9 protein-coding genes are annotated in these 13,827 nt (G+C 51.8%); 4 read left to right on the top strand and 5 right to left on the bottom strand.

Annotated features, from left to right (window positions below):
* Positions 1-5: 5 nt before the first annotated feature.
* From MKZ07_RS17350 to MKZ07_RS17340, 3 genes are all read right to left on the bottom strand, one after another.
* Positions 6-5,144 (bottom strand): bacterial Ig-like domain-containing protein, encoded by a 5,139-nt coding sequence (locus MKZ07_RS17350; protein WP_341026772.1) that lies wholly within the window; start codon positions 5,142-5,144, stop codon positions 6-8.
* Between the two features lie 262 nt (positions 5,145-5,406).
* A complete protein-coding gene (locus MKZ07_RS17345; protein ID WP_341026770.1) occupies positions 5,407-8,202 on the bottom strand; it encodes an O-antigen ligase family protein in 2,796 nt (931 codons plus the stop codon).
* A 342-nt stretch (positions 8,203-8,544) separates the two neighbouring features.
* Positions 8,545-8,754: a hypothetical protein gene (locus MKZ07_RS17340; RefSeq protein ID WP_036701644.1), complete on the bottom strand. Its 210-nt coding sequence runs from the start codon at positions 8,752-8,754 to the stop codon at positions 8,545-8,547.
* Positions 8,755-8,953: 199 nt separating this feature from the next.
* Here MKZ07_RS17340 and MKZ07_RS17335 point away from each other — a divergent pair, with 199 nt between their 5' ends.
* On the top strand, positions 8,954-9,616 hold the full coding sequence (locus MKZ07_RS17335) for a YheC/YheD family protein (protein ID WP_341026767.1): 663 nt from the start codon (positions 8,954-8,956) through the stop codon (positions 9,614-9,616).
* A gap of 327 nt (positions 9,617-9,943) precedes the next feature.
* Positions 9,944-10,087: a sporulation histidine kinase inhibitor Sda gene (locus tag MKZ07_RS17330; protein WP_036721967.1), complete on the top strand. Its 144-nt coding sequence runs from the start codon at positions 9,944-9,946 to the stop codon at positions 10,085-10,087.
* Positions 10,088-10,219: 132 nt separating this feature from the next.
* On the opposite strand, the gene MKZ07_RS17325 is transcribed toward MKZ07_RS17330, so the two are convergent.
* A complete protein-coding gene (locus tag MKZ07_RS17325) occupies positions 10,220-11,194 on the bottom strand; it encodes an NAD(P)/FAD-dependent oxidoreductase (RefSeq protein ID WP_036701639.1) in 975 nt (324 codons plus the stop codon).
* Between the two features lie 324 nt (positions 11,195-11,518).
* Between MKZ07_RS17325 and MKZ07_RS17320 the strand changes: the two genes are divergently transcribed.
* Together MKZ07_RS17320 and MKZ07_RS17315 are read left to right on the top strand one after the other, a co-directional pair.
* The gene (locus MKZ07_RS17320; protein ID WP_036701637.1) at positions 11,519-12,712 is read left to right on the top strand and encodes an NAD(P)/FAD-dependent oxidoreductase; all 1,194 of its coding nucleotides are present in this window, start codon (positions 11,519-11,521) and stop codon (positions 12,710-12,712) included.
* A 1-nt stretch (position 12,713) separates the two neighbouring features.
* A complete protein-coding gene (locus MKZ07_RS17315; RefSeq protein WP_036701635.1) occupies positions 12,714-12,974 on the top strand; it encodes a hypothetical protein in 261 nt (86 codons plus the stop codon).
* 76 nt (positions 12,975-13,050) lie between these two features.
* On the opposite strand, the gene hemQ is transcribed toward MKZ07_RS17315, so the two are convergent.
* Positions 13,051-13,809, bottom strand: coding sequence for a hydrogen peroxide-dependent heme synthase (gene hemQ / locus MKZ07_RS17310; protein WP_341026763.1), 759 nt, complete (start codon positions 13,807-13,809; stop codon positions 13,051-13,053).
* Positions 13,810-13,827: the final 18 nt, after the last annotated feature.

Raw genomic sequence — 13,827 nt, 5'->3', positions numbered from 1 at the left:
CTGAACTATAGTTCAAGCATCCGATAGATCAGCATAGCTGCTTCGGCACGTGTCGAGGAGGCAGCGGGCATGAGATGCTCTTGTGCATCTCCTTTAACGAGACCGGCGGCGGTCAGGGCGGCGATATCATCTGCCGCATAGCTTGCAATTTGCTGGTGATCGGTAAAACCTTTTAATACAGAAGAAGTATTCTCCCCTGGATTCATGCGCTCTACTGCCCGCAATGCTCTAGCTGTCATAACGAACATTTCTTGCCTGGATACCGGTACATCCGGCTGGAATAGACCTCCCGGCAGGCCTGTAATGATGCCGAGCTTCTGGGCAGTCATAAGTTCCTTGTAATAATAATTCCCCGGTGACACATCCGTGAAGCCCGGCCCCTCTGACGCTGTAAGCTCCATTCCCCGGACTAAGAGAATCGCAAATTCTGCGCGGGTAACGGACTGCTCCGGTCTGAACTCGGCTGCTGAGATGCCTTGAATAACCCCATTGGACGCAAGCACTTCAACTGCGGACTTGGCCCAGTGGAATGAGTTGATATCCTGGAAGGTCTTATGATGATAGACCGCTGCATACTGGCCAGAGGCTTGTGTTGTTGAGAAAATGGCCTGCCGCGTATCTGCGTTGTACTTCCCGTGTATCACTGGCTGGATGATTCCCTGTTCTTGGATACCCCATACAACAATATAGGCATTATCCGCTGCAGGAACAGCGGGCGGATGGGGGATTCCGATCTCTATAGCCGATTGAAGACGGTCAGGCTGCAGTGCTGCTCCATCCAGTTGAAGCCCGTAACCGATAAGCGGGCTGTCTCCCAGCTTGGCTTGCAGCTTCCCGCCGGGAGTCATGCTTCTTAGCGATAAAGTAATGGTCTTTACGCCGTCAAGCGCCTCCGCTGCGAAGATACTGTCAAGTAATCCAATGGTCGCTAAGGAAGAACGGATCTCAAGCTTGAGGGGAGCGTCTCCTGAACGAAATGCCACAGCAGGGAGGCTTAACTCGACTTCCTTCATATCCTGTGCCGTATCAGCAGTGAGTTGAATCCGCAAGGTCTTGGTACCTGTGGAATCGGCTTTGGCTACTGGAACTATTCGGTGCAGAGCGGATTCGCTTAACCGGGCTACTGCTTTTCCTGTGGTCAGACTTACGGGTAACTCAATGCTTACGCTGCCGTCCAGCAAGAGAACCGCCGGAATAGAGTCGTAGTCGGCTGATCCAGTGCCAGAGCTGCTAGTATTAGGTGCAGATGTTGGACTGGGTGTGGCAGAAGGAACAGGTGCAGCGGAAGGACTTGGTGACGGCTGGGTCCCCGGCTCTGGCTCCTGTACTTGATTCTCAAAAGGAATAAACTTCAGAAATTCCCCCCAGATGATATTCCCCTCTGCATCCCGCAGATAAGAGGTCACCGGCTGCAGACTTACGAAGTTGGCATCGGTCAGCTGCTTGCCTGACTTGTTGACGGATGCGGTACCATTGTACAAGAAGTTATTCTCTGCAGCTAAGGAAGCCGGATATTGATCCTTGCCGATGCTGCCCGACTGGTAGGATACAAAGCCGTCAATCTTGAAGTCTGGAGTAATCTGACCATATGTGGTGAAGCTCAGGTTGCCGCGGGTGTTGTTATAGCCGATATTGTTGACCGCAATGACTCCAGGATTACTGTTGCTGGTGAACCCGTAGGCACCGTTGCCGAAGGCGACCGAATTACGGATGATATGCGCGACATGAATGCCTTCTCCGCCGAGCTTGAATCCGTTTTTATCACCGGCCCCAACGGTTCCGTCCGTTAAATACCCGTTGTTGAAGGCGGCGCTGTTCTCGATGAGTACCGGACCGATGGCACCCGAGCCTGCTTTGGTGTACAGATCCCAGCCATCGTCAATGTTATTATGCGCCAGGCATCCTCTGAAAATATTCCCGGTGCCGGAGGTTAGCTTGGCCGCAAAGCCATCTGCGTTATTGTCAGACGGATCGCGGTTATCGAAGGAGGTGCTGTTCAGAATTAAATTGTAGGACGGCCATTCCGCCAGGTCTTGTGCGGTTCCGTCGGTGCGGCTGATTTGCAGGCCGGTGTCGCCGTTAGCATAGAAGCGGCTATTCTCAACGATATTATGGTTACCGCCAACCGTGAATCCCTTAGTATTGGCAGCCGAGCGGGTGAAATCTAACCCCTTCACATGCCAGTAGTCCCCACTAAGCAGCACCCCTTCTGTTTTTTTGTCAAAATCGATAATGGGCCTTGCACCGGGTGCCGCTTCCAGAACCTTTCTGGCAGCTTCGGTACCATTGTTATACTTCTGAATGACCAGCGGTGATTTCCGCACGTAATGCCCGTCAATCATAATGATATGCTGTCCCGGCTTCACATAATCAATCGCGGTATCAAGATCCAGCGGGAGAGCCATTGTCCCGTCCCCGGCACTTGTTCCGGCAGGCGATACATAGATGTCTTCCCCGTTGCCATAGCTGTTCATATTAACAGTGAAGTTGCGGACAATTGTATCGTAAGCGGTCAAGTACTGGGTATCCTCCGGCCAAAAAACAACACTGAAGTTCGTATCCCCATGTCCGCTGAGTACCGCAGGAACCGCCAGACGCTTATCGGCTGTTGCCGCTACATCCTGTGCGATAATCCTGGAGCCCTGCTTCACCGTTACGGTTCCGTTCACGTTAGGGCGGACAATCACTTCATATTCGGGTGTAGATGCTTTGCTTCGGGACAGTATGCTCAAATCTGGTGTTACAGGAGCCGCGGGTGGCTCCACCTTAGGCGCATCAGTAGCAGCGCTTGTCACTGTCAACTGGATATTGCGGATATCTATCGTAGCCAGACGGGCCGCATAGAAGCCGACATACATCGTGGAATCCTGTACGCTAAGAATATCCGGCTCGAAATGGATAGCCTCCTGCTCCGAATTGATCCGGCCTGTGAAGCCGCTGTTCGTCTTGGACAACGTTAAGCGGTATGGTGCAGCAGGGGCCGTGTTGCCGGGTGCAGGCCGCTCATTTTTGAGCATAATTGTCTTAATGCCTTCGCTTCCGGTTCCATCCGGCTTCTCGATACCGGAACGGACAAACAGCTGGGTACCCAGAGCGCTTCTTGTCCCGCCGCTGTAGCCGCCGATGGCAGCGATATTCGATGCGAATACACTCGAAGTTCCGGGTGTCCCGATTGCATCCCGCGCCATGATCCCGAAGGATTCTTGCCCGTCATAGGGGGTTTTGGCAAAGTTCAGCACCTCAATATCCGCTGATAGCACGAAGTTATCTTCCAGGGCATTAAGCTCTGTGTAGTAGAACGTTATGCCATCGTGGTCTTCTGTGACCTTACCGCCGCCTTCCAAGGCGATCACCCGGAGCGTTCCGTCGTCCTGAGCGACGACTTTGTTATTCGCAGCAGACGTAGACTGGCCGAAGGTGATACTATGCCAGACGGGCGAGGTCTTTTCTTTTACCGTGACAGGATAAGTAATTGGCTGTATGGATGAATCATCGGGGATAATCTTAACCGGATACACTCCTGCGAGCCGGTTATCGAATTTCGAGCTGTCCAGCGTGAAGCTGCTTAGCACCTCCCGGTCAGCGTTGTCATATACCTTCGATACGACCAGACCACTGCTGTCAAAGGGTTCGTCTACAAAAAAGGTGGCTCTGGGATAGCCGGTTACCTCGATGCCGGTCAGCTCTTTTATTCGGACTTTAACCGTGAAGCTTGCCGTTAATTCCTTGTAGGTTACCTTGATCTCCTTGTCTCCTGGGTTCAGGGTGTCTAGGGGAGAGACGTGATATTCGTCCTTGGCCAGCCTGACCTGGGAATGATCAGAATAATGGGCGTAGAGGGAGAGTCCTTCCAGCTGAAGGGTATCACCGATGTAATAGACAGTCTGCTTAGGCTCATGTCTTATTTCTAATTCGGACAGGGTAGCATCAATAACCTCAAGCTTCAATGCTGTGGTGACAGCCGGGGTCTCTGTGGAAGCGATCAATAGATTATAGAAGCCCGGCTCAGCAAAAGTATACGGAAACTGGTCTGTTACAGGATGGCCGTTAATGGAGAGGGTGTACAGATCATCAGCCAGTTCCTTGATCAGGTAGCCGTTATTATAATGGGCAGCAAGAATAAGTCCTTGTGGATCAAAGGAATCGCCCGGATAATAGACGGTTTTGACAGGCTCGTATTTGACGGATAATGAGCTGACGGTCAGCGGGATGATTTGCAGCGGAATATTAACAGAGGCACCGTTATAGTTAATCTGGATTCGATTCTCCCCGGCTGTGCTGCTGTCAAACCCGGTTACAATGTACTCCTCAGAAGACAGAGTGGCCTCACTGTGATCGGAGAATACAGCCTTCACGATAAGCCCGGTCAGATCCAGTGGTTCACCCACCAGATAAGAGCTCTTCGTCATCCCGCCCGTGTCTGCAGACAAGCTTGTTACACGTTTGGTCTCGATCTGAAGGTCCAGCTCACTGAAGGTTACGGTTGCATCCCGGGAGACATAAATCCCGGCAAAGACCGTATCCGTAAAAGTATCCTCCAAGGTTACGATTTCGGTCTGGCCGTTAACACTCAGCAGATAGGTATCGCCCGATTTCCGGAGGCTGAGATCGTAGACTTCGCCCGCAGCAGGGGCGCTCAGCCCGGCGAACGGATTCAGCTTCACTTGCGCCGTTTTTTTATAAAAACCCTTCATCACCAAATCTAATGCACCGGCCGCAGCATAATTGGAGGTGGTGGAGCTTGAACTTCCATGAGGATTAACCGAATTCCTTAACATAAGGCCAAAGGATTTCTGATTAGGCGCATTGACGCCGGAATTGCTGTTAAAGGCAATAACTGTAGCCCTGGCGCTGAGCTCAAAGTTCGCGCTGGCCGGAAGCTCCCGGTAATAAAAAGAGAGCCCCTCATCGGTGCCTGAAATTTTGCCGCCATAAGTAGTCAGCGTTACGGTGGAAGGATTCTCTTTGGCAGGCTCGGGGTTCTTGCCCGGGGATGTATTACCTCCGAACGCGCTGAAGGCCCAAGGACCCGGAGCTGCTTGTCCGGAAGTCCCTGCTGCTTCTGCAGATAAGGATATAGGAATGGATGAGAATAGTAGCAGAACGATTACGAACAGGGATAACAAGCGTTGTAGTTTCTTCACAATGATTACAACCTCTCCTTATATGGGACCGATTTGGATCAAATCTTAAGTCTGATCACTGAAAGTATACGTTGCTCATGAAAAGTACAGCTATAATCAATCCTTCACAACCTTCCATATATTGGACGAATGAGCGAGGATATGAGTTAATGACACTTGGTTTATACATGGATGACGGCGGCACGGCCCCACACAGCAAAGAGCGCACTGCCGCAGGCAGGCGCTCTTTGCTGTGATTTGAGGGATAAGTGATACTGTGCGGTTACAGCAGCATACCCGCTATCTCATTGATTCTTACCGCTTCTTCGGGATCAGCGGTGATCAGCTTCTGATAGACCGCCTGATCCTGAGCGCTCTGCATCCGTTGCTGAACGGCCAGAAGCCAGCGGGCAACCTCCCGGTTAACAGGGTTGTTGTAATCTTCACTGAGGCCTTGCTTCAGTGTGGATTCTGCGGCCTGCATGTCCTGCGACATGTATTGGATCTTCCCGGTGTTCAGCAGCAGTTCCGGTGTCACTGTGACTCCCTGCTGCTGTGCATCCCGGTCTGCGACGGCGTAGGTATAAGCATCCAAGCCGGTTTTGAAATACCGCTGCTTGTTAAGCGTCTCCTGGTCCTTGATCTCCAGCTTGCCCTCAGTCGCAGCTTCCTGCGACCGCTTCAGGGCTGCGGCACCCAGCTCCTGGGACCGGGCAATGACTCCGCTGTACCAGGCGGTCGTCCACAGGCTTCCGCTGTCTGTCAGATCCTCGTATCCGTTCACGAAGCCCTGCTTCACAGCCGCGTCAGCCGCATCCTTGTCCCCCGACAGGAGGTGTACTCTCCCTACGTTCAGGCCAATCGCAGGCGTGACGAAGAATTCTCGGCCCTGAAACTGCTCTGGAGGAAGACTCTTCAGATGCGCAATACCGTCCGTTACATGTGTGTAGGCGGAGAGTGCGGAAGCGAAATACGTCTGTTGTCCGGCTTCATCCTGCTTGGAGTAAGCTTGCAGTCCAAGGAGGGAGGCCCGGCTGATCAGACCGGCATACCAGTTAATATCCCACATGAACTTGTCTGCGTTGTCCAAATAGACATGATAGGCCGCATCACTCTCGCCTTTCAGGTCATAGTAGCTTGCGAGCTGGGTCAGCAGCTCTTTGTTAGACGGCTCATTCTTCAGCGCACGGGTCAATACCGCATAGGCCTCGTCCAGGAACTGCTCGTTCTTCGTCTGCTCATACACTTTCTGGTCCAGCATGGACAGGTATATAGCCGATTCCGTGAGGTATGGGCGGATGTGGAGTGCTTTTATCAAAGGGGCCTTGATCTCCTCATAGGACTGGCTTACTTGGATCAGCTTCTTGGCTGCATTAGCTTCACTGCTTGAACGAATGTAATTTAGTGACAGGAAGAGCAAATAGCCCGTGCCGATTCCGAGTACTGCGAAATAGCCTGCTCTGATCCACAGCTTGTTCCACTGAAGACGGAGCGGCTTGCTCTCCATGGCCACAGCCATTCCCCCCAGAGCGAGGAATACGAGCATACCCATGAATGCAAAACTGAGGTTGAAATCCAGCAGGCTGTGCACCAGAATGGACAAGGCGATAATTAGATAGAAGAATCCGTTGTTATAGTCATCGGTCTCCCGTTTCAGGTACTCCCTGCTGAATTTGTAGAAGATAAACAGGATGAAGCCCATGAACACCAGGAAGCCTACAATGCCCACTTCAATCAGATATTGCAGGAAGAAGTTATGCACCTGGCGGCTCAGATAAGGGTTGTTCTGATAATGCTCATAGAGTGTGGCCCAGCCGCCGCCGCCCGCGCCCAGTACCGGATAATCCTTGACGACCTTCAGGGCATCCTTGTAAAAGGTAAAACGCTCCAGGACACTGTGCTGCCTGAAGTTGATATTCTCCAGCCGTGTTCCGATATTCGCCGGGAGAATATTACGCGCACTGGTGCCAATGAACAGGAAGGCGATGATCGCGACGCCAGCCACCGACACGGCAGGAATCCATAATCCGCTCATCCGGCGGACTTCCAGTCCGCCGAGCTTGCGGCTCAGCCAAGGCGCCAGGTAACGCTGGACCACCAGGCAGAGCACAGCCGCACAAGCGGATGCTCCCAGCAGGTACCCCCAGCCCTTAAGGGCAGCAGAGGAGTTGAACTCCACATTCAGCTCCAGGCCAAGTCTCGTGACCGGGCTGGTAATCAGCAGAGAGAATAGGCCGGCAATGGCGAGATGGACAATCCACAGAATCTGCTGCACAGGCTTCAGGAAGAGCAGCAGGAGGATGAAGACCACCGGCAGCAGCACCAGTCCGCCACGGGATAAGGTAAGCAGCAGCGAGACGATGATTGGCACCAGCATGAAGCCGTGCAGCAGCTGTCCGGCCCGCTTCCGGGAGCGGATCAGCGCGAATACGGCCACGAACAGAAAAGCCATCAGGAAGGCTGCATATGTATTGGCATACTGAAAAATAGAGGTCAGGCGCAGGCCGTTCGAGTCGGTCATGACGGCAGCATTATACTGGCCGTTAATTACAGTCTTTGAGAACCAGCCCACCAGGCTGCCGGCCAGCTTCCAGCTTCCGAGCCAGTTGAGCAGTCCAAAGCCGACGATCAGGTAAGCGAGGGCAAGCACTCCATGCTGGATGACGGAATTCAGCCGCTTTTGCCGGAGCAGAAGGATGCTGACGATGAAGACTGCGGCATAGGTGAACTGGGTGAACAGCATGTTCATCGCCATATACCGGGAAGCAGCGCCGAATAACGACAGCGCATAGGTTAAGGGAAGCAGTAGAGCCGCTAGGGTGAGCAGGTCACGCTGTCCCTCAAGCCGGAAGGTTCTGAAATAGAGGACGGCAGCGGCCAGCAGGAGCAGACAGCTTAATAATGCGGCAACATAAATGGGCTTCTCGAACTCCGCCGTCATTCCGTTGAACAATCCGATTTGAAAAGCAGCCCAGCCAAAAAACAGCAGGAACGCAGCGCAAAGCGTCCAAGCTGCTCCTGAAAGCTTGTCCTTAGCTTGAACCGAAGCTGCTTGTTTTCCGTACACAGGTTTCGACACAATAGAATCTCCTTTTTCAAAATATTTGGTCTTCCAATTTATTGCACATACATATTACGGATATAAAGTGAAAAAGTTGTTGTCTGAACGGAAATTTCAAAGATTGGATTGTCTTGCAGGAGAGGGAGGGAGCGAAAAAGTGAGGAATGGGCCGGAACCTGCTCAGCGAATGAAGCAGTCTGTCCGCACAGGCCAGCCTGCTGCAGTTTTCATAGAATAATGTAACGGAGCGAATCTATGAATCATGTAAGAATGGACGCTTAAGAGTTCCGACCCGAAGGCAGCAGTGGCAGCAGGAGTTAGGCGATACGCTTCCTGGGCCACTGCTGCCGGGAACAAGCTTCAGGCAGGGATAATAAATTTCAGGTTAATCATGAACACGATCAGGGCGGAGGCCCCCAGGGAAAAGGCGATGCAGCCGGCACCGAGCACTCTGCGCCGGTCTTTGATGAATTTGAAGCCAAGCGCACAGACGAGTATTGTCGTTCCTGCCAGTACAACAGACATGCCAATCATCGCAAACCAATACAGGATTTCAAAAAACTCTGCCATTAGGAAACCCTCCCTTTCAGGCAATAATACAACGAATTTTAATGATTTTCCAGTCAAATGAATCAGGGACATAAGGCCCCGCAGCCATATGCCCTTTTTTGCTGTGGACTGCGATACCACGGACAATCATACAGGAGGGCACGGCCTTTGGTGAGTAATCTATAGGGTAGGCTGGGAATGCGAAAGGAGAGGGCAAATAATGGCGGGGAGAGAACTGGCAAGCAAGCTGCTGAAGACGGCGGCGCTGCTTAGCGATTCACGGGTTGCCGGTTACATTCCGAGAACGCGGGAATATAGTGCTGCCGGATTGTCCGCGATGCTTGAAAGATACGGCAATGTTGTCATCAAGCCGGTTGTAGGCGGAGGAGGCTATGGTGTCATCAAGGTGTTCCGGGATCAGAGGGGGTACGGCTTCACGTATATGAAGAGCACACGTATCTATGGAGACTTCACTTCCATGCGCCAGGCACTGGACAGATTCAAGGTGAAACGGAAATATTTGATCCAGCAGGGTATCTCCCTTGCACGGATCTCCGGGCGACCGATTGATTACCGGGTCAAGGTGGTGAAGAACGGCGAGCACTGGGAGTTTCGCTCTATGGTAGGGAGAGTAGCCCGGCCGGGATTGTTCGTTACGAATCTCTGCAAAGGGGGGACGATGCTAAGCTGCCGCCAGGGATTGCGAAGATCACTGCCAAGAGTGGGGACCTCATCCAAAAAGGCGGAGATGCGCAGGCTGACTTTAGTCTGCACCGAGCTGCTGGAGCGGCATTTTCCGGGGATCGGTGAACTGGGCTTCGACTATGCCGTAGATCATCGGGGGAAGATTTGGATTCTGGAAGTAAATACAAGACCAAAATAATTAATAAAATTTTTATATTTGACGATAAATACAGTAATAGGCTAATATTGCGTTTAGTTGTTCAGATTCAGAGGTAATACAACAAGAAATATCCCAGCCAATTATGAACATTCTAAAAAAGTTTTTGTGTGGAGATGTCAGGTTTCAGCCCTGTGTATAACTGTTATCCCCATAGTCCACTGTGCAATTCCTGACATTATAACCCTTACTCACATATTATACACAGGATTTCCACAGCAGCTTGTGGATAATGAGAACGCTTGTTCGAAAAATGATAGTTTGCTATGATAGATTCAGATCCAAATAAAGGAAAGGTAGGTGAACGTTATGGTTGAATTGTCGGATGAGATGCTGCTTGACTCTTATCACAGAGCGATAGAGCTGCATTTGGAGCATGATTTCATCGCCCTACTTCTCGCTGAAATTCGCAAACGGAACTTACACTCTCCAGACCATGCGGTTCTTCATTAAAGATCAGAGCACATCCTGCAGCATCGTACTTCATCAAACCGCAAGCATCAAGGAATAGGGTATCTTTTCAAGTTGAGGTGGAATCAACCTGAAAGGATACCCTTTTATTATGGCTATAAGGTTATAGACAACCTAGAGCTTAAGATTACTGCTGTGTCCTGGAGACAGCTTCGCATCGGGATCAATATACACCTTGGCGTTATTCACTGCTGTAGGCGCTTCTCCGAATCCGACAGCGATCAGCTTCAGCTTGCCCGGATAGGTCGTGATATCGCCAGCGGCGAAGATTCCCGGAATGCTGGTCTCCATGCGGGAGTCAACCACAATGGAGTTGCCCTCAATGTCGATTCCCCACTCGGCAATCGGTCCCAGGGAGGAGACAAAGCCGAAATTGACAATAACGCTATCCACTTCGATTTCCTGAGTTTCCTTGGTCTTGATATGGGACAAGGTGACCTTGGTAATGAATTCTTCACCGTGCAGCTCCGTAATCTCGGATGGTGTAATTACATTTACCTTAGAGGCCATCAGATTCTCTACACTGTGCTCATGTGCACGGAATTTATCGCGGCGGTGAATCAGGGTTACCTGCTCAGCGATCGGCTCCAGCATCAGCGCCCAGTCTACAGCGGAATCGCCGCCGCCGCTGATCAGTACTTTCTTATCTTTATAAGCATTCAGATCGCTTACGAAGTAATGCAGGTTGGCTTTCTCGAAGCGCTGTGCATCCGCAACCTCCAGACGCCGCGGTTCGAATGCGCCTACGCCTGCCGTGATGATGATAGCTTTGGAGTGATATTCTGCCTTGTCGGTGGTGACAATGAAATGGCGTTCATCCTGCTTCACAACCGATACGACCTTCTCCTCCAGACGGATATCGGACTGGAACAGCTCCATCTGCCGGGACAGGTTATCCACCAGCTCCTGTGCAGTAATTTTGGGGAAGCCGGCGACATCGTAAATATATTTCTCAGGATACAGAGCGGCAAGCTGCCCTCCAAGTTGGGGCATACTCTCAATAAGTGTTACTGAAGCCTGGCGCATACCGCCATAAAAAGCGGCAAACATACCGGCTGGTCCTCCGCCTATAATCAGCAGATCGCTCATAGGAACGGTTTGCTCTAATGTCACGTAATATTACACCTCCGAGTTGATAGTTTCAATTTGCCATACAAGCGTACCTACTCATTATAAACATAGTCTCACCTGCCTGCAAAGCCTTTGATTTCAATGAAAAATGTGACATTTTGTTGTATGATTATATTTGATTAAAACGATACTAAGGTTTACAATGGATATGGTTATTTTAGAAATCCTTTAAGTTTTATTGGAAATTCTTCTGAATTTAAGTGTATAAATTCACAAAAGAAACCTGATTTTTTAACAAAAAATAACACATAGACAGATTCACCTGTTGGAAGGAGCCGGAACATGAGCAGTATTCCCAAAATCGTTATTCTAGGCGCGGGATATGGAGGGATTTTGACCGCCCAGCGGCTGCAGAAAGCTTTGAATTATAATGAAGCCGATGTAACCCTGGTTAACCGCCATGAATATCACTATTTCACGACCCATCTGCATATGCCTGCAGCGGGCACGGACAGCATCGAGCATACACGCGTATCTATCTCCAAATTAATCGATGAGTTCAAGATCGATCTTGTCAAATCCTCGGTGCAGGAGATTCGCACCCAGCAGAAGAAGGTTATTCTGGAGGATGGAACGCTCTCGTATGATTACCTCGTGATTGCCCTTGGTGGTGAGCCTGAAACGTTCGGGATTCCGGGACTCGACAAATATGCGCTGACCATCCGCAGCATCAACTCTGTGCGGCTGATCCGGGAGCATATCCAGTACCAGTTCGCCAAATACAAGAATGAGAATAATGCACAGGAGCACATCAACTTCGTCATTGGCGGTGCGGGCTTCAGCGGGATTGAATTTGTAGCGGAGCTGGCAGACCGGATTCCCGCGCTGTGCAAAGAATTTGATGTCGATCCAAGCATGGTCAACATCTATAATATAGAAGCTGCGCCTACGGCACTGCCCGGGTTTGCGCCTGAGCTGGTGGAGCACGCCATGACCGTGCTCACCAAGAAGGGCGTAACCTTCAAGATGGGCGTAGCAATCAAGGAATGCCTGCCTGGCGGTGTGATTCTGGCCACGGGTGAAGAGATCAAAGCTTCCACCATCGTATGGACCGGCGGTATCCGCGGGAACCGTCTGATTGAAGCTGCCGGCTTCGAAGCGATGCGCGGACGGGTGAAGGTAGACGAATATCTGCGGGCTCCGGGACATGAGAACATCTTCATCATTGGTGACGGCTCCCTCATGATTAATCCGGAAGGGCGTCCATACCCGCCAACGGCACAGATTGCTATGCAGCAGGGAGAATGCTGTGCGCATAATCTCGTAGCGGCCATCCGCAGCCAGCAGCCGAAGAAATTCGCCTTCAGCAACAAGGGGACCGTAGCTTCACTGGGCAAGGGCCAGGGAATTGCCGTAGTCGGCGAGAAGACATACAAAGGCTGGAAGGCAGCGCAGCTGAAGAAGGTTGTCGATATGCGCTACCTGCTCATCATCGGCGGCATTCCGCTCGTCCTCAAAAAAGGAAGATTCCTCTAAGATGCGCCACTGCAGCGTGCAAGTACGCGGACTGTTGACGCGCGAGGAGCTGGACCGCTATAATGCTCTGATTGAGGTAGGCTCTTATCTGGAGGATCAGACCCGGTACGATCTGGCCTACCCTGTTCAGAAGGAGATCGACCTGCTGATCCTCCCGGCCATCGAGCGCCTGAAGGAGAAGAGCCGCGCCCGCGACCAGGCGACAGCGGAATATCTGGAGAGCCTGCGGGATGAGGATGAAGCGGACGAGGATGGGCGGTAGGCCTCGGACAAACAGGATACGACAAATAGACCGCATACCTTTGCTAGAGGGGGGCGGTCTATTTGCGTTGATGCTGTTACAGCTTCAGCATCTCCTCGAACGATTCCTCAGTCAACAGGGTGCCGACATAGAAGGGGCCGAACTCGCCGTAACGGGCGCTGACTTCATCGAAGCGCATCTCGTAGACGAGCTTCTTGAACTGCAGGGCATCCTCGGCGAACAGCGTTACGCCCCACTCCCAGTCATCGAAGCCGACGGAGCCGGTGATAATCTGCTTCACCTTGCCGGCATAGCTGCGGCCGATCAGGCCGTGCGAATACATCAGCTCCCGGCGTTTCTCCATATCCAGCATGTACCAGTTGTCGGCAAGCTCGCGCTTCTTGTTCATCGGGTAGAAGCAGATATGCTTCATTTGCGGCAGTACAGGCTTCAGCCGGGCAGCCACATGCGGGTTCTGCATCGGGTCGCTGCCGTCTCCGGCGCTTCCTCCTGCTGCGTAGTTACTGAGTTCAACGATGCTTACGTAGGAGTAGGCCTTCGTTGTATATTGGGCAAAGGCAATTTTGTTAAAAGCGGTCTCCAGCGCATTCAGCGCCTCCAGACTCTCTCTTAGAAACATCATCACGAAATCAGCCTTCTGGCCCACGATGGAATAGACGGCAGTGCTGCCTTCCTTCGCTTCCTCGACAGGTCCCCACTCCTGCATGAAGGCATGCAGTTCCTCCAGGGCAACTGCCCGTTCCTCATCATCTGCTGCCGTCCAGGCTGTCCAGTTCAGCGAGCGGAAGTCATGCAGCGCATACCAGCCTTCCAGTGTCAAAGCGGCTTCGTTCAAGTTGTTCACTCCTTATCA

Source organism: Paenibacillus sp. FSL P4-0338, assembly GCF_038002365.1.
Lineage (GTDB): Bacteria > Bacillota > Bacilli > Paenibacillales > Paenibacillaceae > Paenibacillus_AQ.
The sequence above is the reverse complement of the archived record's forward strand: the minus strand, read 5'-3'. Positions and strand labels throughout refer to the sequence as shown.

Excerpts from the sequence above, each read along its gene's own strand:
- MKZ07_RS17340 (WP_036701644.1), bottom strand. The coding sequence starts at position 8,754 with ATGGCAGAGTTTTTTGAAATCCTGTATTGGTTTGCGATGATTGGCATG.
- MKZ07_RS17315 (WP_036701635.1), top strand. The coding sequence starts at position 12,714 with ATGCGCCACTGCAGCGTGCAAGTACGCGGACTGTTGACGCGCGAGGAG.
- MKZ07_RS17335 (WP_341026767.1), top strand. The coding sequence starts at position 8,954 with ATGGCGGGGAGAGAACTGGCAAGCAAGCTGCTGAAGACGGCGGCGCTG.
- MKZ07_RS17320 (WP_036701637.1), top strand. The coding sequence starts at position 11,519 with ATGAGCAGTATTCCCAAAATCGTTATTCTAGGCGCGGGATATGGAGGG.
- MKZ07_RS17325 (WP_036701639.1), bottom strand. The coding sequence starts at position 11,194 with ATGAGCGATCTGCTGATTATAGGCGGAGGACCAGCCGGTATGTTTGCC.
- MKZ07_RS17330 (WP_036721967.1), top strand. The coding sequence starts at position 9,944 with ATGGTTGAATTGTCGGATGAGATGCTGCTTGACTCTTATCACAGAGCG.